Annotated in this window: 21 protein-coding genes; 13 read left to right on the top strand and 8 right to left on the bottom strand. The window is 67.8% G+C overall.

What is annotated here, in order from left to right:
* The 3 genes from ACFVW6_RS18785 to ACFVW6_RS18775 all read left to right on the top strand — a co-directional run bounded on the left by ACFVW6_RS18785 (nucleotide 1) and on the right by ACFVW6_RS18775 (nucleotide 2,913).
* On the top strand, nucleotides 1-819 hold the full coding sequence (locus ACFVW6_RS18785; RefSeq protein ID WP_378829429.1) for a collagen binding domain-containing protein: 819 nt from the start codon (nucleotides 1-3) through the stop codon (nucleotides 817-819).
* Nucleotides 819-1,640 carry a YceI family protein gene (locus ACFVW6_RS18780; protein ID WP_378829169.1) on the top strand — a complete coding sequence of 274 codons (822 nt, stop codon included), beginning with the start codon at nucleotides 819-821 and terminating at the stop codon, nucleotides 1,638-1,640. Before ACFVW6_RS18785 ends, ACFVW6_RS18780 begins: the two co-directional genes overlap by 1 nt.
* Nucleotides 1,641-1,914: 274 nt before the next feature.
* The gene (locus ACFVW6_RS18775) at nucleotides 1,915-2,913 is read left to right on the top strand and encodes an alpha/beta hydrolase (protein ID WP_378829167.1); all 999 of its coding nucleotides are present in this window, start codon (nucleotides 1,915-1,917) and stop codon (nucleotides 2,911-2,913) included.
* A gap of 131 nt (nucleotides 2,914-3,044) precedes the next feature.
* Here ACFVW6_RS18775 and ahpF read toward each other — a convergent pair whose 3' ends face one another.
* The 4 genes from ahpF to ACFVW6_RS18755 all read right to left on the bottom strand — a co-directional run bounded on the left by ahpF (nucleotide 3,045) and on the right by ACFVW6_RS18755 (nucleotide 7,298).
* Complete coding sequence (gene ahpF, locus ACFVW6_RS18770; protein ID WP_378829165.1) at nucleotides 3,045-4,664, bottom strand: alkyl hydroperoxide reductase subunit F; 1,620 nt, start codon at nucleotides 4,662-4,664, stop codon at nucleotides 3,045-3,047.
* 82 nt (nucleotides 4,665-4,746) lie between these two features.
* Complete coding sequence (gene ahpC, locus ACFVW6_RS18765) at nucleotides 4,747-5,310, bottom strand: alkyl hydroperoxide reductase subunit C (protein WP_378829163.1); 564 nt, start codon at nucleotides 5,308-5,310, stop codon at nucleotides 4,747-4,749.
* A gap of 207 nt (nucleotides 5,311-5,517) precedes the next feature.
* Nucleotides 5,518-6,762, bottom strand: coding sequence for an acyl-CoA dehydrogenase family protein (locus ACFVW6_RS18760; protein ID WP_378829161.1), 1,245 nt, complete (start codon nucleotides 6,760-6,762; stop codon nucleotides 5,518-5,520).
* A gap of 38 nt (nucleotides 6,763-6,800) precedes the next feature.
* The gene (locus ACFVW6_RS18755; RefSeq protein WP_378829158.1) at nucleotides 6,801-7,298 is read right to left on the bottom strand and encodes a nuclear transport factor 2 family protein; all 498 of its coding nucleotides are present in this window, start codon (nucleotides 7,296-7,298) and stop codon (nucleotides 6,801-6,803) included.
* Nucleotides 7,299-7,959: 661 nt separating this feature from the next.
* Here ACFVW6_RS18755 and ACFVW6_RS18750 point away from each other — a divergent pair.
* Nucleotides 7,960-8,958: an NAD(P)H-dependent flavin oxidoreductase gene (locus tag ACFVW6_RS18750; RefSeq protein WP_378829156.1), complete on the top strand. Its 999-nt coding sequence runs from the start codon at nucleotides 7,960-7,962 to the stop codon at nucleotides 8,956-8,958.
* Nucleotides 8,959-9,030: 72 nt separating this feature from the next.
* Here ACFVW6_RS18750 and ACFVW6_RS18745 read toward each other — a convergent pair whose 3' ends face one another.
* Nucleotides 9,031-9,438: a hypothetical protein gene (locus ACFVW6_RS18745; protein ID WP_378829154.1), complete on the bottom strand. Its 408-nt coding sequence runs from the start codon at nucleotides 9,436-9,438 to the stop codon at nucleotides 9,031-9,033.
* 54 nt (nucleotides 9,439-9,492) lie between these two features.
* Between ACFVW6_RS18745 and ACFVW6_RS18740 the strand changes: the two genes are divergently transcribed.
* Nucleotides 9,493-9,870 (top strand): helix-turn-helix transcriptional regulator, encoded by a 378-nt coding sequence (locus ACFVW6_RS18740; protein ID WP_378829152.1) that lies wholly within the window; start codon nucleotides 9,493-9,495, stop codon nucleotides 9,868-9,870.
* A gap of 66 nt (nucleotides 9,871-9,936) precedes the next feature.
* Nucleotides 9,937-10,794 carry an alpha/beta hydrolase gene (locus ACFVW6_RS18735; protein ID WP_378829150.1) on the top strand — a complete coding sequence of 286 codons (858 nt, stop codon included), beginning with the start codon at nucleotides 9,937-9,939 and terminating at the stop codon, nucleotides 10,792-10,794.
* A gap of 117 nt (nucleotides 10,795-10,911) precedes the next feature.
* On the opposite strand, the gene ACFVW6_RS18730 is transcribed toward ACFVW6_RS18735, so the two are convergent.
* Complete coding sequence (locus ACFVW6_RS18730; RefSeq protein WP_378829148.1) at nucleotides 10,912-11,379, bottom strand: DUF6326 family protein; 468 nt, start codon at nucleotides 11,377-11,379, stop codon at nucleotides 10,912-10,914.
* Nucleotides 11,380-11,538: 159 nt separating this feature from the next.
* Here ACFVW6_RS18730 and ACFVW6_RS18725 point away from each other — a divergent pair, with 159 nt between their 5' ends.
* The 5 genes from ACFVW6_RS18725 to ACFVW6_RS18705 all read left to right on the top strand — a co-directional run bounded on the left by ACFVW6_RS18725 (nucleotide 11,539) and on the right by ACFVW6_RS18705 (nucleotide 17,335).
* Nucleotides 11,539-12,678: a sensor histidine kinase gene (locus ACFVW6_RS18725; RefSeq protein WP_378829146.1), complete on the top strand. Its 1,140-nt coding sequence runs from the start codon at nucleotides 11,539-11,541 to the stop codon at nucleotides 12,676-12,678.
* Entirely contained in the window at nucleotides 12,675-13,331 is a 657-nt protein-coding gene (locus ACFVW6_RS18720; RefSeq protein ID WP_378829144.1) for a response regulator, read from the top strand. Before ACFVW6_RS18725 ends, ACFVW6_RS18720 begins: the two co-directional genes overlap by 4 nt.
* Nucleotides 13,332-13,539: 208 nt before the next feature.
* Nucleotides 13,540-14,406, top strand: a complete 867-nt coding sequence (locus ACFVW6_RS18715; protein ID WP_378829142.1) for a CPBP family intramembrane glutamic endopeptidase — start codon at nucleotides 13,540-13,542, stop codon at nucleotides 14,404-14,406.
* Between the two features lie 239 nt (nucleotides 14,407-14,645).
* Entirely contained in the window at nucleotides 14,646-15,656 is a 1,011-nt protein-coding gene (locus ACFVW6_RS18710; protein ID WP_378829140.1) for a pentapeptide repeat-containing protein, read from the top strand.
* Nucleotides 15,657-15,904: 248 nt separating this feature from the next.
* Nucleotides 15,905-17,335: a flavin monoamine oxidase family protein gene (locus ACFVW6_RS18705; protein ID WP_378829137.1), complete on the top strand. Its 1,431-nt coding sequence runs from the start codon at nucleotides 15,905-15,907 to the stop codon at nucleotides 17,333-17,335.
* Between the two features lie 127 nt (nucleotides 17,336-17,462).
* On the opposite strand, the gene ACFVW6_RS18700 is transcribed toward ACFVW6_RS18705, so the two are convergent.
* The gene (locus ACFVW6_RS18700) at nucleotides 17,463-18,647 is read right to left on the bottom strand and encodes a saccharopine dehydrogenase NADP-binding domain-containing protein (protein WP_378829135.1); all 1,185 of its coding nucleotides are present in this window, start codon (nucleotides 18,645-18,647) and stop codon (nucleotides 17,463-17,465) included.
* Nucleotides 18,644-19,099: an acyl-CoA thioesterase gene (locus tag ACFVW6_RS18695; RefSeq protein ID WP_378829133.1), complete on the bottom strand. Its 456-nt coding sequence runs from the start codon at nucleotides 19,097-19,099 to the stop codon at nucleotides 18,644-18,646. Before ACFVW6_RS18695 ends, ACFVW6_RS18700 begins: the two co-directional genes overlap by 4 nt.
* Before the next feature lie 116 nt (nucleotides 19,100-19,215).
* On the opposite strand from ACFVW6_RS18695, the gene ACFVW6_RS18690 reads away from it, so the two are divergent.
* Nucleotides 19,216-20,772: an AMP-binding protein gene (locus ACFVW6_RS18690; RefSeq protein WP_378829130.1), complete on the top strand. Its 1,557-nt coding sequence runs from the start codon at nucleotides 19,216-19,218 to the stop codon at nucleotides 20,770-20,772.
* Nucleotides 20,769-22,343 carry an acyl-CoA carboxylase subunit beta gene (locus ACFVW6_RS18685; RefSeq protein WP_378829128.1) on the top strand — a complete coding sequence of 525 codons (1,575 nt, stop codon included), beginning with the start codon at nucleotides 20,769-20,771 and terminating at the stop codon, nucleotides 22,341-22,343. The genes ACFVW6_RS18690 and ACFVW6_RS18685 overlap by 4 nt, the downstream gene beginning before the upstream one ends.
* Nucleotides 22,344-22,374: the final 31 nt, after the last annotated feature.

The raw sequence follows: 22,374 nt of genomic DNA, 5'->3' as shown, positions 1-22,374 counted from the left end.
ATGGACACGTCGTCGCCCGCCGCGCTGCCGACCGGCGGGTTGCCCGGCACGGGCAGCGGTGTGGTGGACGGTCGCGTCCGCCGCGAGGACGGCCAGCCGCTTTCGGGTGCGGTGCTGACATTGATCGATCAGAACGGCCGTCAAGTCGCGCGGACGAGCAGTGCCGCCGACGGTGATTACGCGATCAGCGCACCGACGTCGGGTGGCTACGTCTTGATCGTGTCGGCGATGGGACACCAGCCGACCGCCGTCAACGTGTCGGTCGGCGAACGACCCCAGCGAGTGGACCTGAGCCTGGTCGGCTCCGGTGAGCTGACGGGCGTCGTCCGTACCGCCGGCCACGGTTCGCCGTTGCCGGGTGCCACCGTCACTGTGACCGACCCGCGTGGTGAGGTGATCGGCGCCGCCGTCACGGGTGGCGACGGCGCATACGCGTGCCACGGCGTGGTCTCGGGTGTCTATACCTTGGTCGCGGCCGCGGAGCATAGGCGTCCCAGCGCGATCACCGTGACGGTGCCCGACAGTGGCGTGCTTCGCCAGGACATCGAGTTGTCCGCGATGTCGGTACTCACCGGATCCGCCCTGGCCGACGACGGCAGGGCCGTGCCCGACGCACTGGTCAGCGTCCTCGACGCCGCGGGGGAGGTGACGGCCACAGCGCGCACCGACGAGAACGGCCGCTATGTCGTGGCCGATCTGCTCGAAGGGGAGTACACCGTGGTCACCCGTGGCTATCCGCCCGTGACCGATCGGGTCAGCGTCTCCGGGGCCGAGGTCGCCCATGACGTGCGGCTCCGCTACGAGCCCGGAAACCGCTGATGAGTGGGTTGACCGGTCGTGTCGGCACGGCCCAGGGCTGGCCGGTGCCGAACGCGGTGCTGACGGTGACGGATCTGTCGGGCCGTCAGCTCGCCCGCAGGGAAGCCGACGAAACCGGGACGGTCAGTACCGACCCATTGCCCGCGGGGATGCACACCGCCGTGCTCACCGCTGTCGGGTTCGAGCCGGTCGCGCGGATCGCACAGATCTCCGCGACGGGAACCGGTGCGCTCGGTGAGGTGGTGCTGGCACCGGCGGCGGCGACGGTGACCTCGCCGCCGCCGGGGCCGTGGACGATCGATCCGGCACATTCGACGGTGATCGCCACCGCGCGTCACCTGGGCATCGCCGGCATCAAGGCCCGATTCGCGCAGGTGAGCGGGCGACTCGATATCGCAGAGCCGTTCGAACGGTCCACCGGGCACGCCGAGATCGAGGCGGCGGCAATCGATACCGGCATCTCGATGCGCGACGATCATCTGCGCTCACCGGAATTCCTCGATGTCGACAGCTATCCGACGATCACGTTCACCGGTCTCGGGTTGCGCCGCACCGGTGCCGACACCTGGGTGATGCCCGGTGAACTGACCCTGCACGGGCAGCGCCGCCCGATCGATCTCGTGGTGACCTACGGTGGCTTCGGGCAGGATCCGTGGGGTGGGGTGCGGGCGGCGTTCCACGCCGAAACACTGTTGCACCGCAACGATTTCGCGATCGATTACAACGCGGTGGTACGCGCGGGAGTGGCCGCCGTCGGCACCACCGTCAAAATCGAACTCGACATCGAGGTCGTACAAGGCGAACGACTACAACCTCGCTGAACGGTGCGGTGGCCCCGGCAGGGTGGATCTATGGCCGCCTCGATCTTGCGTGACCAGCTGTCCTGCTCGGCCGGGTCGCGACCTCGATCGAAACAGCCACATCCGGTCCGCAGAAACTGCTGCCATCAGCAACACGAGGGTGGGCGCGCAGAGCGCATGGCGTTGATTTTGCGAGCACCCTTGGCGAGCGAAAATCGATTGTGGCGTAACGTGATTCGACAAATCAGCGGTATCTCCTTCGGATCCGGCGACCGTCCGGGTCCGGGAGGATCTGATGACAGCGTCACCTTCTCGGTTCGCCACGATGCACCGCCGGATCCTCGGCGCGGTAGCGGCTCTCGGGATCGTCGCCTCGCTACTGGCGCCGGGCCCGGCGCATGCTGCCACTGCGACGATCGATCATCGCGTCGCGCGCGACGATACCTGGGAGCAGCTCTACGTCTCTTCGCCGGCGATGGGACGTGTGGTCGGCCTGGACGTGCTGCGTCCACGGGGGTCGGCACCGCGTCCCACCCTGTATCTGCTCGATGGCACGGGTGCGCGGGATGATCAGGCGCAGAGCACTTGGACGATGCGCACCGATGCGCTTGCCTTCTTCGCGGACAAGAATGTCAACGTGGTGATGCCGATCGGTGGTGGCGGCACGTTCTACACCGATTGGCTCGAAGACGACGACGCGCTCGGTCACCTCCGGTGGGAGCAGTTCCTGACTCACGAGCTGCCGCCCTTGCTGAATCGGGAGCTCGCCGGGAACGGTGTGAACGCGGTCGCGGGGTTGTCGATGGGTGGGCAGGCCGCGGCCACACTCGCCTTCCGTAACCCTGGCCTCTATCAGGCGGTCGGTGTCTTCAGTGGTTGTCTGCTCACGGGCGGTGTCGGTCAGCCGATGGTCCGTGCTGCGGTGCATCACCGTGGGGGGAACCCGGACAAGATGTGGGGCGGCTCGCTGGCGCCCGGTTGGGCAGCGCATGACCCCACCAAACACTTGGGTGCCCTGCGCAATACCGCGTTGTTCATGTCTGTCGGGAGCGGCAAGCAGGGGCCGGCCGATGTCGACTTCGATCCCAGTTTCTCCTACCCGCTCGACCTCGCCGGGGCGATGAGTCTGGAGGAAGGCGCGCACGCCTGTACCCGGACCGTCGAAGGATTGATGCGGGGTGCGGGCCTGCGACCGACTGTGCGGTACACGGCGTTCGGCATCCACTCCTGGCCGTATTGGCAGCAGGCGCTACACGACTCGTGGCCCACTCTCCGCAGCGGGCTCGGCATCTGACGAGGCTGTTCGATCATCGCGCGGGCGGCGGGATCGAGCATGCCCGCCAAGCGCAAGGCGGCGACCGGCAGGGGGCTCACCCGGGCGGGTGCGGTGCCCGCCGGTTCCGCCAGGCGCTCGGCGAGTGCGCGCTACGACAGAACGGCGACCTCGGCCGGGGTAGCGTGCTCGCCCAGCTCGGTTTCCTCGTTCGGCGTCGAGGTGCGGATCAAATGGTCGAACGCGCCGAGGGCCGCTGTCGCACCGGCTCCGGCGGCGACGATGATCTGTTTGAACGGGGTCGTGGTGCAGTCGCCCGCCGCGAATACTCCGGGAGCGGACGTTCGCCCGTGGTCGTCGACGACGATCTCGCCGCGCGGGGTGAGATCGACGGCGCCGGTGAGCCATTCGGTGTTGGGCAGCAGGCCGATCTGGACGAAGACGCCGTCCACGGCGAGTGAATGCCACGCCTCGGTCGTGCGGTCGGAGTAGGTGAGGCCGGTGACTTTGGCACCGTCGCCGACGACCTCGGTCGTCATCGCATCGAGCAGGATCTCGACGTTGGACAGGCTGCGCAGCTTGCGCTGGAGGACCTCGTCGGCACGCAGCTCGGCGTCGAATTCGACCAGGGTCACGTGGGCGACGATCCCGGCGAGATCGATGGCGGCTTCGGCGCCGGAGTTGCCGCCACCGATCACCGCGACGCGTTTGCCCTTGAACAGGGGGCCGTCGCAATGCGGGCAATAGGTGACACCCTTGTTCCGGTATTCGGATTCCCCGGGAACGTTCATCGACCGCCACCGCGCACCGGTCGCGACGATCACGCTGCGCGAGCGCAGACGCGCGCCGCTCGCGAGCTCCACCTCCGCCAAGCCACCTTCGGCGGTGGCGGGGGACAGCTTCGTCGCGTTCTGCGCGTTGATGATGTCGACGTCGTAGCGGCGGACGTGGTCTTCCAGCGCGGCGGCGAACCGCGGGCCCTCCGTGTAGGGCACCGACGCGAAGTTCTCGATTCCCATGGTGTCGAGCACCTGGCCGCCGAAGCGCTCCGAAACGACGCCGGTGCGAATTCCCTTCCGCGACGCGTAGATCGCGGCCGTGGCTCCCGCGGGTCCGCCGCCGACGACGAGCACGTCGAAGGGCTCCTTCGCCGAGAGGGCGGCTGCGGTGCGTTCGACCGACCCGGTGTCGAGCCGGTTGACGATCTGTTCGAGGCTCATCCGCCCGGAACCGAACGGTTCACCGTTGAGGAATACCGTCGGCACCGCCATGATCTGGCGGTTGTCGATTTCGTCCGGGAACAGGGCGCCGTCGATCGCGACGTGCTTGATACCGGTGTTCAGCACGCACATCAGGTTCAGGGCCTGAACGACGTCCGGGCAGTTCTGGCAGGACAGGGAGAAGTAGGTCTCGAAGTTCCATTGCCCCTCGAGATCTCGTACCTGCGCGAGCAGGTCCGCAGCCTCCTTGGAGGGGTGCCCGCCGACCTGCAACAGGGCCAGCACCAGGGAGGAGAACTCGTGTCCGAGCGGGATTCCGGCGAACCCCACCTCGATGTCGGAGCCGGTGCGACGGACGACGAACGACGGCCTGCGCGCGTCGATGCCGCTGCGGTGGTGGGTGACCAGATCCGACATGCCGGCGATCTCGTCCAGGAGCTCGGCCAGTTCGGTGGACTTGGGGCGATCGTCGAGGGTGGACACGAGCTCGATCGGCTGGGTCACCTTCTCGAGCAGGGTCGTCAATTGGCGTGCGAGCGAGGTCTCGAGCATGCGGGTCTACTCCGGACGTTGAGAGTTGAGGCGGGGCACGGGAGTCGGGTCCCGTGCCACCGGGGCAGCTGCGGTCGACGAATCAGATCTTGCCGACGAGTTCCAGCGACGGGGCGAGAGTGTCGTCGCCCTCTTCCCACTTGGCCGGGCAGACCTCGCCCGGGTGCGAGCGGACGTACTGCGCGGCCTTGACCTTGCGGAGCAGTTCGGCGGCATTGCGGCCGATGCCCTCGGCGGTGACCTCGGTGAACTGGACGACGCCGTCCGGGTCGACCAGGAAGGTGCCGCGGTCGGCGAGGCCCTCGTCGTCGCGGAGCACCTCGAAGGCGGTGCTGATCCGCAGGGTGGGGTCGCCGATCATCGCGTACTTGATCTTGCCGATGGTGTCGGACGACGCGTGCCACGCCTTGTGGGTGAAGTGGGTGTCGGTCGAGACGGAGAAGACCTCGACGCCCAGGCGCTGCAGCTCGTCGTAGTGATCGGCGAGATCACCGAGTTCGGTCGGGCAGACGAAGGTGAAGTCCGCCGGATAGAAGAAGAAGATCGCCCATTTGCCCTGGATGTCCTCGTCGGAAACGCTGACGAAGGCACCGTCTTTGAACGCCTCCGCCGCGAAGGGCTTGATCTTCTTGTTGATCAGCGACATGAAAGTGGCCTCATTCCAAACGGTAGTGGGATCTTCCGATTCCCGAAGCTATAGATCGCCGATTGATAGCACTAATCAAATCGTGCGAGCGTACTGATAGTCCGAGCCAATAAGGGCTGGCTGCGTAATCTTGAATCGATCCAGTTAGGGTGGAAGGTGTGACAGAGATCTCGCGTCGGCGGCGGTCGCGGCTCGCCGGGGTACGGATCAACCGGTGATGTCTCGGCCCAGGATGCTGCGCGCGATAACCCATCTCTGGATCTCGTTGGCGCCTTCGTAGATTTCGCCGATCTTGCTGTCGCGATAGATCGCCGACACCGGTGAGACGACGCCGTCCGCGCCGCGCTCTTGGACGAAGCCCATTCCGCCGAAGACCTGCACGGCGTCTCGGGCGATGTCGACCGACAGTTCGGTGCCGAGCAGTTTGGCCATCGCCGCTTCCGGCTCGGGAAATCCGATGCCGCTGTCGAGTCGCAGCGCGGCTTTGAGATAGGTGTTGCGGGCGACTTCGATCCGCGTCGCGTAGTCGGCGACGGCGAACTGCCAATGCTGGTTTGCGCCCAGCGGTTTGCCGAAGGCTTGGCGGGTGGTCAGATGATGCACCATGTGGTCGAACGCGGCTTGCGCCATCCCGACGCCCGCGGCACCGATCCCGATCCGCCCGTACACCAGTGTCTGCAACGCGATCCGCAGTCCTTGCCCGGGTTCGCCGAGGACATTCTCGTCCCCGAGAACGACGTCGTCGAATTCGACGTCGGCCGTCAGCTGGCCACGGTTTCCGATCTTGCGGTCCGGCACACCCACGGTGACCCCATCGGCGTCGGTGGGCACGATGAAGGTGGTGAGCCGGTCGTCGGTTCGCGCCAGGACCACGACGAAAGCCGCCACCGGGGAATTGGTGATCCAGCGCTTGCGTCCGTGCAGGAGCCAGCGGGAGCCGTCTCGCGTCGCGAGTGTCTGGACCGCCTGCGGGGAGAGGTCGCTGGATGCTCCCGGCTCGCTGGTCGCGAAGGAGCCGACGATGTCACCGGCGACCAGCGGTGCCAGCCACCGTTGTTGCTGATCGGCGGTGCCGTGGGTGAGGGCGTTGCCGGCCAGGATGCAATCGACGTCGAACACGGCCGCGATGCTGTTGGAGTGATAGGCCAGCTCCTCGACCGCTACGGCGGTCGCGGTCGCGGGGTGAGCCGCTCCGTCGCCGCCGACCTGCGCGCCGAAAGGAATCCGGAAGAGTCCTCCGGCGGCGAGTTCGTCGAAGACGCGGCGTGGGAACCCGTCCACTCGCTCGTCGCCGGTCGCGATCGAATGCGCGGCGGGCGCGACGATCTCGTCAGCCAGTGCTCGAACGCGTCGGCGCGTTTCCTGGACGTCCGACGGGCTCAGCAGATCGTGATAGATGCGATCCATCGTGCGGGCGACAGTGGCTGTGCTGTTCACGGGCGTGGTGGTCATGGATTCGATGGGGCCTTTCTCGGTGGGTAGTGCTGCGGTCAGCGTCGAGAGCGGTTCTGCCAGCGGTATTTCACGAGGGTGGTGACGACCGCGGGTGAGGTCGCCAGGAGCCGGAGGCCGGCCAGTGGCGAGGTCTTGGGGCGCACGTCGAGGTAGGAGTACATCTGCTGGCGGACGACCAGTCCGTCGCGGAAGGTCCAGATCTCGGTGCCGAACTGGCGGTTGCTCCGACCGAATCCACCGGTCCAGGTCAGCACGATGGTGTCGTCGTCGGCGCTCTGCACGGTCTTGCGGACGTGCAGACGCAGTGCCTTGCCGACGGCGACGAGCTCGGTGGTGGCCGCGCGGATGGCGTCGATGCCCTGATGGTGGTCGTGGGCGCCGTCCATGATCCAGTCGGCGACCGCGTCCGGCGCGAACAGGTCGAGCAGCTCCTCGACGAGCCCTTCGTTGGCGATTCGTTCGGCTTCCGCGGCGAAATGCGACACGTCCGCCGGTCGGTGCAGGTGGGGTGTGGTGTTGTCGGACACTGTCATGGTCTGTTCCTCGGTTCTCGGTTGGTTGTCAGGAGGGCGCTGGTGCGCCCGGGCCGGGAGGTCCGCGGTGAAGGGCGATGACCTCACGCGCTGCCCGCTCGCCCGGGTCGGTCGATGGGACCGTGTCGAGTCATGTCGTCTTACTCCAGAGGGCGAACCAAGGGCCCGTGGTGCCGGTATCTGTTCGCAAGGCCCGTCGAGGTCGAACCGACCGCGTCTCCCATCGAAGGGAACTCGAAGTAAGTCGGTCGGCTGTACGAGTTACGATAGAACGAATGCGGCCGTAGGTGCAATAGGAGATAAACGAGTGCTAGCGATAGAACCGCTCGAAACCTTTGGTATTGGTAATGGAGCGGCGGCTCTGCACCGCACTCGGAGGCCTCCGGGGCCCTTGTGGGGCACGGTGCGACGTGGCCTGGACTGAAGTCGTACAACCGACCAAGTATGGGGCTGAAGTCGGTCGATGGGGTGATCGTGGTGACGCGCGGCTGCCTGCTCGTGCGCCGTCCTGACCTCGAGGCTCTTGCTCGGGTGGGCAAGTGATTGATGCCACGCTTGCTATGCAACTGGTTGCATATCGGCCGGTGTGGCTCCTATCGTGCAGGAACTGACGTTCGCCCGGCGGCCCGCCCGCCGGTCCGTCCTGCCTTCGGAGGATTCAATGGCACTGCCCCCGCAGCTTTCCGGCCGCCTGTCCCTGCCCGTGGTCGCCTCGCCGATGTTCATCGCGTCGGGCCCCGAACTCGTCATCGCCCAGTGCCAGGCCGGGATCGTCGGATCGTTTCCGGCGCTGAACGCGCGGCCGGCGTCGCTGCTCGGTGACTGGCTCGATCGCATCGTCGAGGAGAACGCGGCGTTCGCGGCGGCGAATCCGGAGGCGGTGGTGGCGCCGTTCGCGGTGAACCAGATCGTGCACCGCTCCAACGATCGGCTCGAGCAGGATATGGCGGTCATCGTCGAGCACGAGGTGCCGATCGTGATCAGTTCGCTGGGCGCGCGGACCGAGATCAACGACGCGGTCCACTCCTACGGCGGGCTCGTGCTCCACGACGTGATCAACAACCAGTACGCGCGCAAGGCGATCGAGAAGGGCGCCGACGGACTCATCGCGGTCGCCGCGGGCGCGGGCGGGCACGCCGGGACCCAGTCGCCGTTCGCGCTGATCCAGGAGATCCGGACCTGGTTCGACGGTCCGCTGTTGCTGTCGGGTTCGATCGCGCACGGCCGGTCGATTCTGGCGGCGCAGGCCGCGGGCGCCGACCTGGCCTACATCGGCTCGGCGTTCCTGTCGACGGCCGAGGCCAATGTCGTGCCCGGCTACCGGCAGATGATCGTCGACTCCACCGCGGCCGACATCGTCTACAGCAATCTGTTCACCGGCGTGCACGGGAACTACCTGCGCGGCAGCATCGTCGCCGCGGGTCTGGACCCCGACAACCTGCCCGAGTCGGATCCCTCGCAGATGAACTTCGGTTCCTCCGGTACCGATGCCAAGGCTTGGCGTGATGTGTGGGGTGCGGGTCAGGGTATCGGTGCCGTCAGCGAGGCCGGGTCCACCGCCGAACTCGTGGCGACCCTGCGCCGCCAGTACGAGCAGGCCTGCGGCGATCTCGCGGCCACGGTCGATCACCTCGCCGGCGCGGTGGTGCCGGCCCGCTAGCGGCCCGCTGTCGCGAGTGTCCGCCGGCTCGGCATCGAGCCGGCGGACACTGGCCTCGTGGTCGGTCGCCCTTCAGGCCGTTGCCTGCGGGCGTGGCTCGGCGGATTCGATCTCGGCGCTGCCGGAAGTGCTCCAGCGCCGCGTATATTTCAGCCGATGCACGCGTCCGACGAGCGACAACCATTGATCTCGCGGTGGTCCGGCACAGGGCGTATGCGTCCCGGTGTGCTCGAGGTCGAGGGTCCGCTGGGAAGTCTGCCGCGACATTCGCACCACTCCGTGCAGGTGGCCGTCGCCCACGAGGGAACGTTCGTCATCGAGGATCGCCAAGGTAATCGGCGACGGACGAAGACGGCGATCGTTCCCGCCGATCAGCCGCACGCATTCAGCGCCGTCGGCGCCTTTGGCGTCGTGGCGCACGTCGAGCCCGAGTCGTCCCTGGGTGCCGAGCTGATCGAGCTGGTCGACGATCCATCCCACGTTCGCGCCTGGCACGACGCAGGACAGACCCTGACCCAGGGCCACAGTGCGTACGTGGAAGGGCGCCTGCGTTCTCCCGGAAACACCTCGCACCCACTGCATCCGGGCGTCGCCGCCGCGCGCACCCGCCTGCAGACCGAGCTGGACTCACGACCCATCCGGCTGCGCGACCTCGCCGCGGCCGTTCATCTGTCGGAGAGCAGGCTGTCCCATCTCTTCGCCGAGGAGCTCGGAATCACCTTCCGGGCGTATGTCCGATGGCTCCGGCTGCTCCGGGCGACCGTGGCGGTCGCGCAGGGCCGGACGCTGACCGAGGCGGCGCACCTGGCGGGATTCACCGACAGCTCCCACCTCACCAGGACGTGTCGCCGAACCTTCGGCGCTCCGCCCACCGCGTTCAGCACGATCCGTTGGGAGATCCTGCCGATGTAGCAGGTTGGTCCAATCCTGGACACCGGGGAAGCGGCGAGGCTCGAGCAGACCGGAAAGGAACTGCTCGTGAATTCATCACCCCTCGTCGACTCCTTCACACCGGATGGTGGCGGCCCCCGACTCACCTCACTGCACTGGGTCCCGCGCGGGCCCGCGCGGGCCAGTGTCGTCCTCCTGCATGGTCTCGGCGAGCACGCGGCCCGCTACGACAGCACGGCTCGGTTGTTCACCGCGGCCGGTTTCTCCGTGCTCGCGATGGACTACGAAGGATTCGGGCGATCCGAAGGGCGCCGCGGCGACGTCCGTTACGAGTCGACGGCACGGGCCGTGGACCATCTCATCTCCCACGAGCGTGCGCGAACGGGCGGCGCACCGGTCGTGCTGTACGGGCACAGCCTGGGCGGGCTCTACGCGTTCCTCTACGCGGCGGACCGGCCGGGGGCGGACGTGGCCGCGGTGGTGGCGACCGGACCCGCCTTCGACTCGGAGCTGCGGAACCAGCGTCTCAAGGTGGCCGTGGTCAGGAGCCTCGGCCGCGTCTTCGCCACCCTGACAGTGCCGAACGGACTGCGGTTCGAACGTATCAATCGCGACCCCGCCGTCGTCGCCGAACGGTACGCCGATCCCTTGGTCCACGGGCGAGCGACGGCCCGCTTCGCGATCGATGTTCTGGCACAGATGGATCGGGTGGCATCGGCTGCCACCCGAGTCGCCGCACCACTGCTCGTGGTGCACGGCGACGCCGATCTGATCAATCCGATCTCCGCCAGCCGCCGGGTGGTCGACCTCGTGCCGTCGGCGACACTGCGGACCTGTCCGGGTGTGTACCACGGGGTGGAGGACGAACCCGAGGGGCCGGTCGTCCTGGCCGACGTCATCGCATGGATCGACCGGACCCTGCGCGGCGAGGGGAGCCCGGGGTAATCACTCCGGAGAGTTCTGCTGCTTTCGCGACTTCATGCTCCTGAGGAAGTCGCGAAAGCCGTTGCGGCACTGAGGTATCTGCTTCCAGGTACGACGTGTACCGCTCTCGGTTCACGCTTACTGCCGCGCTCGAACGGTTTCAGCCGGGTTGGTCGCCGACAGTGCGGTGCGGGGCCAGGTCCAGGCGTACCGCAGGATGAGGACGAGAAGGACCACTTCCAAGACGACGCCGAGGCCGTAGAAGTACAGCCAGGACTCGCCCGTCACGTTGAACGCCGTGACGGGAACGTAGAGCGAAGCCACGACGAGGTTGGCGACGCGGCTCACCCCGGCGGGCAGCGTCATCGACAGGAAGATCATGAAGATCGGGACGGCCATGAGGGTCAGGGCCGTGGTCGAAAACGTCTGGGAGAGAGCGAATTCGAAGACCTTGCCGGCGAGGATCTCCTGGATGACGCCGGGCGTGAAGAAGTTGAGAATGTCCACGTAGGCGTAGAGGAACATGAAGCTCGTCCACGCTGCGGCGAGTTTGGCTCGCACCGGCATCGGCTGGTCGTCCAGAGTGGTGGGTTGACGTGTGCTCATCATGGGCTCCGTGGTCGGGCGGATCGGTAGGTCCACGATCGCGGAGCCCGACGCCGGGCACACCGGCCCGGAGGCCGGAGTTCGCCTGGCCGATGGCATGATCTCCCTCTCGTACTTTCGGCGGGTCCGCCGAGGCGCGCCGATCCCTATGCTGAAGCCGTGGTCACTGTCCGGCGCTCCCTCTGGCACGAGCCGCGGCCCGGTGACGCCCCACCCATCGGTCGGCTCGACTGGCTGCTGGTGGGCGTGTTCGCGGCCGCCGCCGCGGTCGAGAGCATCGTTCGGCCGGACCTGGCCTGGCGACCCCTGGTAGCGGTGCTCGCCGTGGCGCTGATACCCGCCCTGCTCTGGCGGCGAAACCACCCGCTGCCGGCCGCCCTGGTCGGCTGGGCTGCCGCCGGGCTGCTCTCGGTCCTGCAGCTGACCGCGCATGCCGGGGACCTCGGCCTCTACGCCATGATGGCCGACTTGATCCTGCTCTACGCCTTGGTGCGGTGGGGCTCGGGCCGGGAGATCGCCGTGGGGACGGCGTTCGTGGCCGTCGTCGTCGCGCTGGGGATGTACGCGTCCTCCGCGGGCTGGGCAGACGTTTTCGGCGGCACTGTCCTGCTGCTGTTGTTCGTCGCTCTGGCGGCGGTGTTCCGCTACCGCGCCGACCTCTGGCGTCGCCAACAGCGCGAGGTCCGTAATCAGGAACGGGTGGCGCTGGCGCGCGAGCTGCACGACACCGTGGCCCACCACGTCTCGGCCATCGCGGTGCAGGCGCAGGCCGGTCGCGTGGTGGCCGCCGTCCAGCCGGAGAAGGCTGTCGAGGTCCTGGCCGCGATCGAGTCCGAAGCGTCGCGAACCCTGGCGGAGATGAGGTCCATGGTGCGGGTGCTGCGCGCGGAGGAACCCGTCGCCTACGCACCGCAACCGGGTGTCGCGGACCTGCCCGCCCTGGCGCGCGCCGACGCGACGCCCACCGTCGAGGTCTCGCTGGACGGTTCGTTGACCCGGCTGGCACGACCCGTGGACGCCGCGCTCTACCGGCTCGCCCAGGAGTCGCTGACCAATGCCGTCCGGCACGCCCGCAGCGCGACCCGCGTCGCGATCGACGTGTATCGGGAGGGCGACACCGTCAGGCTGCGGGTCAGCGACGACGGACAGACCGCGCCGGGGCCGGTCCCGGAGCCCGGATTCGGCCTGCTCGGCATGGCCGAACGCGTGAAGCTCCTCGGCGGATCGCTCGCCGCGGGGCCGGGGCCCGAGGGCGGTTGGGTGGTCGAGGCGATGCTGCCCGTGGAGGCGCCGGCATGAGCATTCGTGTGGTCGTCGCCGACGACCAGGACCTGGTCCGCACCGGGCTGGTGATGATCCTCGGCGCGCACCCCGACTTCGAGGTCGTGGGGGAGGCGGCCGACGGGCTCACAGCGCTCGACCTGGCGACCCGGCTGCGTCCCGATGTGCTCCTGGTCGACATCCGGATGCCCGGGCTCGACGGCATCGAGGTGACGCGACGCCTCGCGGGGCCGGGCGTCACGGACCCGATGGCGGTCGTCGTGATCACCACCTTCGACCTCGACGAGTATGTCCTCGGCGCCCTGCGCGCGGGCGCCCGCGGCTTCCTGCTCAAGGACGCCGGGCCGGAGCTCCTCGTGCAGGCCATCCACGCGGCGGCCGACGGAGACGCGCTGATCGCCCCCAACATCACCCGCCGGCTGCTGGCGACCTTCGCCGACCAGACGCCGGTGGTACCCGTCCAGCCCATCGACCCGCTCACCGAGCGCGAGGAGGAGGTGCTCGCGCTGGTGGCACGCGGCCGGACGAACGCGGAGATCGCCACCGAGCTCTTCGTCGGCCTGAGCACGGTCAAGAGCCACGTCACATCGTTGATGGGCAAGCTCGGCGCCCGCAACCGCGTCGAGATCGCGATGTGGGCGTATGACACCAGGCGTGTGCGAGCCGATTAGCGGCCGAAGCCGGGTAGGGGCTTTTTCAGGGTGAATTTCCGGGTCTTTCCGGGATTCGGAGACCCGAAACAGATTGCTACGGTCCGTGCATGAACCGAGATTCCCGCTCTCCGGCAACGAATTCTGGTCTGCGTGGCCGGATGTCGGCGTGGCGATCGAAGCGAAAGTGGGTTGGCAGGGATTCTGTTGTCAGATGTGGTGGGCAGTCGTGACGACAGTCCGTGCGCGCCGCGGTTCTCCCGGATCGACTGGCACCGATGTCGCGTGGTTCTTCGCGATCGCCATCGCACTGTGTTACGCGCTGTCGATTCCGATGGTCTTTCGGCTCGTCTCCACGGATGTCGACAACCTGATCATTCCGATCCTGCAACTGACCCCGCTGCTCGCCGCGGTCATCATGTGGCGAGCCCGGCGACCCGGAACCTTCCGGGAGACCTTCGCCACCGGGTGGCGCGGCACACCCAGGTGGGCCGGTATCGGCATCGGCCTCATCACCGCGATCGCCGCGATCCAAACGGGCATCGCACTGGCAGTGGGGATCTGGCCGCTCAACCCGCTCGACCAGATCCTGATGGCGACGGTGTGGGTCGTTCCGGTCTTCGTCCTGCAGTCGGTCTTCGCGATCGGCGAAGAGTTCGGCTGGCGCGGCTGGCTGGTGACCCGCGCCGCGTCCTGGGGTTTCTGGCCACTGGCCCTGGCCAGCGGTGCGGTGTGGATCGTCTGGCACCTGCCGGTGCTCGCCGTCATCGGAGACCGCCCACCGTGGGACATCGTCATCTATTTCGCGGGCATGTTGCCGTGGGCGCCGCTGCTGCTCGCCCTTCGGTGGCGATCGGGCAGTGTCTGGCCGGCGGTCTTGACGCACGGCGCGATCAACAGCGTCCGGGTGTACCTGCTGCAATCGGTCCCCGATGCGACAGATCATCTGCTCATCGAAGTGATCGGCTGGGTGCTGACGCTCGCCGCCGCGGCGTGGCTGATGCGCACGAGCCCGGCACCGGTCGCCCAGGGATCTGCTGAAGCTCGCATCCTCCCAGAGCTCGGCAGCGAAGGGCGAGAACTCCCGCGACCCTGACCAAGCCTGCGGCGTGAGCGCCGTGTCCACGCGATGCCGAACGCTGGCGCCCTCACTGAAATCTGGTGGTCGGTCATGGATACGGTGAGAATTGAGCAATGGCCGGGAGGGTGAGCGCCGCTGGCGCGCAAGCACATACGAGACGAGCCGCGCTGCGCGCTCGGTTCAGCAGGAACTCCCGCGCGGCACTCGGGCGCCGCGCCGGAAGGATCCAGCTGTTCCCAGCGGTCACGCTCGCTTTGCTCGCCGGCCTAGGCATCGCGTTCGCCGCGTACGGGTTCCTGCGCAGGATCACCCCGGTCGACGCGAACAAGACCGCCGCGGAGATCGACGTCACCCGCGTCGACGACCAGGAACACCACCTCGAATATCGACACAACGATCGCGAGGTCCGCGCCACCATCGTCCGCGTCATCGCTGACCACCTGCGTCTCACCGCCGAATACAGCTGGTCCGCCAGCGACTTCGACTTCCGCACGGCACATCTCGAGGACGTCGACTTCAGTCGTGTGAAATTCTCGGGTGCTGCCAGGTTCGGCACGGCAACCTTCTCCGGACTCGCCATGTTCAGTGGCGCGACCTTCGCCGGAACCACCGATTTCGACGGCGCGATCTTCTCCGGAACCACCAGGTTCGGTGGCGCGACCTTCTCTGACACCGCCGCGTTCCATCGCGCGACCTTCTCCGGGCCCGCATGGCTCAGTGAGGCGATCTTCGTCGGCACCGCGGGGTTCGCCGACGCGATCTTCGCCGGCATCGCGAGGTTCGATGGCGCGGCCTTCTTCGGCATCGCCGAGTTCGATGGCGCGACGTTCTCCAGTCCGACCTCGTTCGAGGGTACGACCTTCTCCGGCACCGCCGGATTCGATGGCGCGACGTTCAACAGCACCACCGGATTCGACGGTGCGATCTTCTCGAGCATCGCTACGTTCAACCGCGCCACCTTCTCCGGCAGCACCACGTTCGACCGCGCCTCCTTCTCCAGCGCTATGTTCAGTAGGGCGACCTTCGCCGACATCGTCCGGTTCGTCAGCGCCTCGTTCTCCGGCGTCACGGGGTTCGATCGCGTGACCTTCGCCGGCGCGGCCTCGTTCGCCCAGGTCGATTTCGGTACTGAGACAGTCTCGTTCGTCCGCCCGGAACGGTGGGGTCCACCAGGTCCCGTCTTCGACTGGGACCAGGACGTCAGCGGAAAACCCGCCAACGTCGAGCCGGCGGAATGGCCTCCAGCTCTCCTGTCGGCTCGGTAGTCGGGGCGCCCGCATTCCGCACCGGGAGACGGCCTCGTCGGCGGGACAGACGCCGGGAGTCGCTCAGAGCCCCTGCACATCGAGTGTGAATCCCGGGTCTTGGGCCGAGCGCCCTGAGCGCCTCCGCCAACGGCAGGTGAATTGTGCACCATCGGCGGTTCGCACCCTGTGGGGGTTGTAGTAGAGCGTGAGTGACCTCGGTCACGAAGCTGGACTACGACATCCGGTCAGTGCAGTAGGAGGAACCCATGGAACACGAGAACACGATGGTCGATGTGATCGTTGTCGGTGCCGGCCTTTCGGGGCTGGTGGCCGCGCGACGCCTCGACCAGGCGGGTATCACGTCTCTGCGAGTCCTCGAAGCCCGTGACAGAGTCGGCGGGCGCACCAAGACCCACCAACTCGTCAACGGCAGATTCGCCGAAGAAGGCGGCCAGCTCGTCGGTCCGGAGTACAAGCGGCTCATCGCCTTGGGAGACGAGCTCGGGGTCTCGACCTGGCCGCACAACGAGGACGGCAAGTCGGTGTTCGAGCGGCGCGGTCGCGTCATCCGGTTCGACGGGTCGATGCCGTGGTCGGCGGATCCCCTGGGGTCGGCGGACTTCACGCAGTCGTTGATTCGGCTCGACCGCCTGTGCAAGCGCTGTCCGGACGGCGACGACGCACTCGCGACCCCGGAAGCCGCGGCACTGGATGCTCGCACCTTCGCCTCGTGGGTGAATCACACCACCAGGACCGCCACGGCACGCACGCTATGGGCCATTATCGGTGCCCTTACGCTGGGAACTCAGCCGGGTGACCTGTCCTTGTACTACGTCCTGCGCCACATTCGCGCGATCGGCGGCGTGGAAGCCCTGCTCGCCTCTCTGTCGGGTGGCTCCGAGCGTTCGTTCACCGGCGGTTCGGCCGAGCTGAGCATCAGAATGGCGGCCGCACTCGGCGACCGCCTCGTCCTCGGTGCGCCGACGCTCGCGATCAGGCAGTTCGACGACCACGTCGAGGTCGACACCGCGGGCGTCACCCACCGTGCCCGCCGCCTGGTGATCGCGATGAGCCCGGCCGACCGCGCCGCGATCAGTATCGATCCTCAGCTGCCGCTGCCGCAGCGGAACCTGGGTGAGCGACTCGCGATGGCGCACGCCTACAAGGTCCACGTGGTCTATTCGGAACCCTTCTGGCGCGCCAAGGGTCTCAGCGGCGCGAGCATGAGCGACTCCGCGCCGCTCATGCTGACCTTCGACGACACGGCGCCCGGCGAGAAGGAGGGTGTCCTCGTCGGGTTCGCGCGCGGGGACGGCGGGCGCAGCGCCGACCTGCCCGATCCCATGCCAGGCGACCCGTCGCGTCGCAGGGCGGCGGTCCTGGCCGGTATCGCCCGGGCATTCGGCGACGAGGCGCTCAATCCAGTCGAGTACCACGAGATGAACTGGTCCGAAGAGCGCTGGACAACGGGGTGCGTGCCGATCTGGTCGCCCGGGCTCCTCACCACGTGCGGCCCGGGGACCGCTGCGGTAGCCGGCCGAGTGCACTTCGCCGGCTCGGAGACCTCGCCCGTGTGGACGGGTTCGATGGAAGGTGCGGTGATCGCCGGTGAACGAGCGGCCGCCGAGGTGGTTGCGGCCTCGGCGGCCGAGCTCTCCGACCGGCGAGTTCCAGGGGCTACGGCGCCTTACGTGTGACAGGGAAGCTCGACCCGCCCGGTTCGCATGGCGGCCGGGCGATTCGGAAGCCGCACATTTCAGTATTTCGGCTCGAACGACGAAGGGGTGGCACCGGATCGCGGTGCCACCCCTTCGCGGCCGTCGGTCAGTCGGTGATCTCCTCGACGACGACCTCCACGACCTCGGCCGGGTGTTCCTCGGCGGAACCACGTCGGGCGTACCGCGCCAGGTCGTCGAAGAAGGTGGCGGCGTCGATGACCTCGGGGCCGTGCACGCCCGGCCGGTCGACCTTTCCGCGCACGGCCATGAGGGTCGCTACGGCCAGCGGGATACCGGTCATCGTGCCCATGTTGTCGTCGGGGACTACGAGCGGCCGGGCGCCGACGCGGATTCGTTTGCCTCCCTTGGTGCCTTCGGCGAGAGCGAAGAGCACCGGCAGCGACGGCGCGGGCCCCGCCGCGGAACCCATGGTGTTCGGCTCCAGGACCAGCGCCCGGCTCGCCCCGGCGACATCGAGCTCACCGGAGTGCACACGGCCCGCGGTGCGGATCAGCGCCTCCATCAGCAGCGGGCGTGAGGTCATGAGGTTGAGCGACTCCCGCACGCCGTCGTGGGACCGGGGGAGGGTCAGCGGCTCGGGGTGACCACACACCCAGACCGATGCCTCGCCACGACCCGGGTAGCTGATCGTGCGCTCCTCGAGCGGCCGTCCGTCGGCCAGCCCGCCGTCGCGCCAGACCTTGATCGTCGCGGTGCAGTTGTGCATCCAGTGTTCGATCGCGGCGGAGGACTGCACACCGGTGTCGACCTCGGCGCGCTGGAATCCGGAGGCGCGCCACGAGGTGTAGACGGTCTCCACCTCGTCGCACTCGTTCATCGCGAGGACGCCGAGGAGATTGCTGATACCGGGGCTCGCGCCGACGCCGATGACGGCCGTGATACCCGCCGCGCGGGCCTCCGCGTCGAGGTCGAGCATGTCCAGGGTGGGCTCGAAGTCGTCACAGATGTCGAGGTAGTGCGTGTGGGTCGAGATCGCGGCGCGCAGGACCAGCGGGCCGAAGCGGTAGAACGGTCCCGTCGTGTTGAGCACGAAGTCGACACCGGTGAGGGCGTCGGTGAGGGCCGCGGCGTCAGAGATGTCCAGCGTGAGGGGAGTCGCGCCGGCGCCGAGTTCATCGGCCAATGCCTTGGCGGCCTGCTCGTTTCGGTCGGCGATGAGGACCTCGGCGACCTCGTCCGCACCGACGAGCGCCCGGCATGCGTGGGCGCCCATCTCGCCGGCACCGCCGGTGACCAGGATTCGCTTTCCGGTGGTGTGTTCAGCAGTCATCGTTGATCTCGGTCTCCTGTGTGTCGGCGGGGCTCGGCCCCGGAACGGGTTGTGGGGGGATCGGTTTCGAGGTCGGCGGTGAGCGAAACGCGCTCGCCCGCAGTGAAAGGCCGCGCGGTGCGCGCCTCGGCATCCCACGCCACGAGGGTCGCCTCGGAGCGATTGCAGACGGTGCCTTCGGCGTCGAGGAGTAGTTCGGCGAGGTCGACGCTGGATCGGCCGACGCGCACCGGCTGGATCACGACCTGCAGTGGACCGGTTTCCTCGAGGATCTCCTTGCGGTATTGCATGTGGTGCGCGGCCACGACATAGGTGGGGTGGCGGGTGCGCCAGCGGTCGCGCAGGTACTCGACGCGCGCTTGCTCGAATGCCTTCGTGTAGGCAGCGGCGGTCAGATGGCCCAGGTAGTCGAAGTCGTACGACCACGGATGCACCGTCGTCGTCCAGCTCATGGCGCAATCACGATCATGGCATCTCCAGGTTGTCCTTGACAGATGTTGTTTCCCTATCGTTTTATATCATGTGTCCCAAATAAAAAACCCCAATCCATTCGAGGAGGGATCTCGTCGTGAATGAGGTCAGCAGGCTTCGACCACCTGCGGTCGAGTGCGTCAGTCCGGTTGACGACCTGCTGCGCGCGGTAGCGAGCGACCCCGCCCGCCCGCTACTGCGGTCACACAGCGATGTCCTCACCGTCGGCGAGCTGGCCGACCGGGCTCGCCGCGTGGCGGCGGCACTCGCTCGTCGTGGCGTGTCCACGGGGGACCGGGTGGCGCTGGTCAGCGGAAACTCGATCGATCGGGTCGTGTGGATGTTCGGCATCTGGTGGATCGGCGCGGTCGAGGTGTCGGTGAATGTCGAACTCCGGGGACCGATGTTGGCCCACGTCCTGACCGATTCCGACCCCGGCCTCATCGTCTGTCAGGACGTTCTGCTGGAACGGGTCCGCGAGACCGTGATCGGGGACGTCCTGGCGATGAGTGAATTGGCCGCCGAACCGATCGGCGAGGCCACGCGAGACGAACTCGACGCCGCGCAGGGTGGCTTCGGCCCCGGTGAACTCGCGACGATTCTCTACACCTCGGGAACGACGGGCCCGGCGAAGGGCGTGATGCTTCCACGCGCGTACTTCTCCACGCTCGCCGCGCGGGTGTGGATCGACCGGCTCGGTCTGCAGGCCGATGACATCGGCTACTTCCCGCTCCCGTTCTTCCACGTGGACTTCCACGTTCAGATCACGGCGTGCCTGCGGTCGGGCGGCTCGATGGCCTTCCGGGAGCGGTTCTCGGCGTCGGAGTACTTCGCCGATGTCCGCCGGTTCGACGCCAGCTGGGCGACAGGAGTCGGCGCGATGCTGTCGATCCTGGCCCAGGGCGCGCCGCCCGAACCCGGCACCCATCGCCTGACGCGACTGATCGGAGCACCGGTACCGCAGATCGCCTACGAGGTGTTCGAGGACAACCTCGGGATCCCCATCCTCACGCTGTTCGGCCAGACCGAATGCGACGGGATCGCCATGGACAGCGTGCACCAGCGACGCCGCGGCGCGGCGGGACACATGCACGACGCGATCGACGTCGCGGTGGTCGACGACGACGACCGACCGCTGCCCGCGGGCGAGACGGGGGAGATCGTCTTTCGCCCGCGGAGCCCGCATATGGCTGCTCTCGGATACTGGGGACGGCCCGAAGCGACAGTCGAGGCGTCGCGCAACCTGTGGTTCCACACCGGCGATTCCGGGCACGTCGACGACGAGGGCTTCCTGTACTTCGACGGGCGCCGGACCGACAGCTTCCGCCGCCGCGGCGAGAACATCTCGGTGTGGGAGCTCGAACACAGCCTCAACACCGCCGCCGGTGTCCGCGAATGTGTCGCCATCGCGGTTCGTGACGAGCACGGTGGCGAGGACGAGATCAAGGTCTTCGTCGTCCCGGACGGCGAGTCGGTGGTACTCGCGGATTTCATCGAGCACTGCCGCGCCGTACTGCCCCGATTCGCCATGCCGAGATACCTCACCGTCACCGACGGCTCCGAGTTCGTCCGCAGCGCGGGGACCGGCGTCGTTCAGAAACACCTGCTCTCTCGCGACATCACGTCGCCCGACGTCATGGAAGTGCCCCGATGACCACACCTGGTGGATTCAACTGGCCGGACGCCCTGGCCCAACTCGACCGCCGGCGTGCCCTGTCCCGCGAACTCGGCGGCGAGCGCCGGGTCACCCGGCAGAAGGCGCAGGGCCGGAACACGATTCGGGAACGGATCGCGGCCATCTCCGAGAGTTTCAGCGAGATCGGTGAATTCGCCGTTTTCGAGGAGCGTGATGCGCTGGGCAACCGGCTCGGGACCCTCCCGGCGAGCTACGTCTGCGGTCTGGCGAAGGTGGACGGCAGGCACGTCGCTCTGGGCGGGGAGGATTTCACCGTGCGGGCCGGCGCGCCGCAGAGCTATCTCGACCGGATGAAGGGCGGGATGGGTGGGTTCGTCGAGGACCTCGCCCACGAGTACAAGATCCCGCTGCTGATGTTCGTGGAGGGTATCGGTGGGGACGTCGCGGCGCAGGAGGAGAAGGGACACGCCTACCTCACCAGCTCCCTGAGCTGGGCACGATCGTTCGAGCTCCTCGACGAAGTGCCGGTGCTGACGATGCTGAGCGGTGCCGCCGTCGGTGCCAGCGCTGCGCGAGCCGTGGCCAGCCACTTCTCGGTGATGACCAAGGACTCCGTGATCTTCGCCGGTGGCCCGCCGCTGGTCCGGCGCGCACTCGGCCTCGATATCGACAAACACGAACTGGGCGGTGGCCCCGCCGCGACCGCCTCGGGCACCGTCGACAATCTCGCGCGCGACGAGGACGACGCGATCGCACAGATGCGCGCGGTACTGAGCTACCTGCCCCAGAACATCTGGGAGCTTCCGCAGCGCACGTCGTGCGACGATCCCGTCGATCGCCGCGCGCCGGAGCTCCTCGAGATCATCCCGGAGAATCGCAGGCAGGCCTATCGCGCGGCGAGGGTGGTCAAGGCCGTGGTCGACGAGGGGTCGTTCTTCGAGATCGGCGCTCGGTGGGGTAAGAGCCTGGTCACCGGGCTCGCCCGCATGAACGGGATGCCGATCGGTGTCCTGGCCAGCAACCCGCAGCACCTCGGCGGGGCCATGGACTCCGCCGCCGCCGAGAAGCAGGTGCGGCTGATGAATCTCTGCAACACCTTTCACCTGCCGGTCCTCTATTTCGTCGATGTCCCCGGCTTCATGGTCGGCCCGCAGGCCGAGCGCGCCAACGTCATGAGATGGGGCGTACGCGCGATCCGGTCGGTGGTCGAGGCGACCGTCCCCATCATCACGGTGCAGGTCCGCAAGGCATACGGCCTGGCGGTGTCGGCCACGGCCAATCCCGACCGGCTGGGACTGCGGCTGGCATGGCCCAGCGGCGAGTGGGGCGACCTTCCGATCGAGGGCGGTGTCGAGGCCGCCTACCGACGCGAGATCGAGGCTGCCGAGGATCCGGCCCGGATGCGGGCGGAGATCGAGGCCCGCATGGGTTCGCTCGTCGATCCGTGGCGCACCGTCGAGGCGTTCGGGGTGGAGCACATGATCGACCCCCGCGAGACCCGCGAAGTCGTGGCCGCGTTCCTCGAAGGCAGTCAGGGAGCGCTGGCCGCCGCCGTGAGCCAGGCCCGCGGGGCACGGCGCCGTCACTGATGACCATCACCCGGCGCGAAACCCGCACCAT

Origin of the sequence: Nocardia sp. NPDC058244, assembly GCF_042882065.1 — a bacterium.
Taxonomy (GTDB): Bacteria; Actinomycetota; Actinomycetes; order Mycobacteriales; family Mycobacteriaceae; genus Nocardia.
The sequence above is the reverse complement of the archived record's forward strand: the minus strand, read 5'-3'. Positions and strand labels throughout refer to the sequence as shown.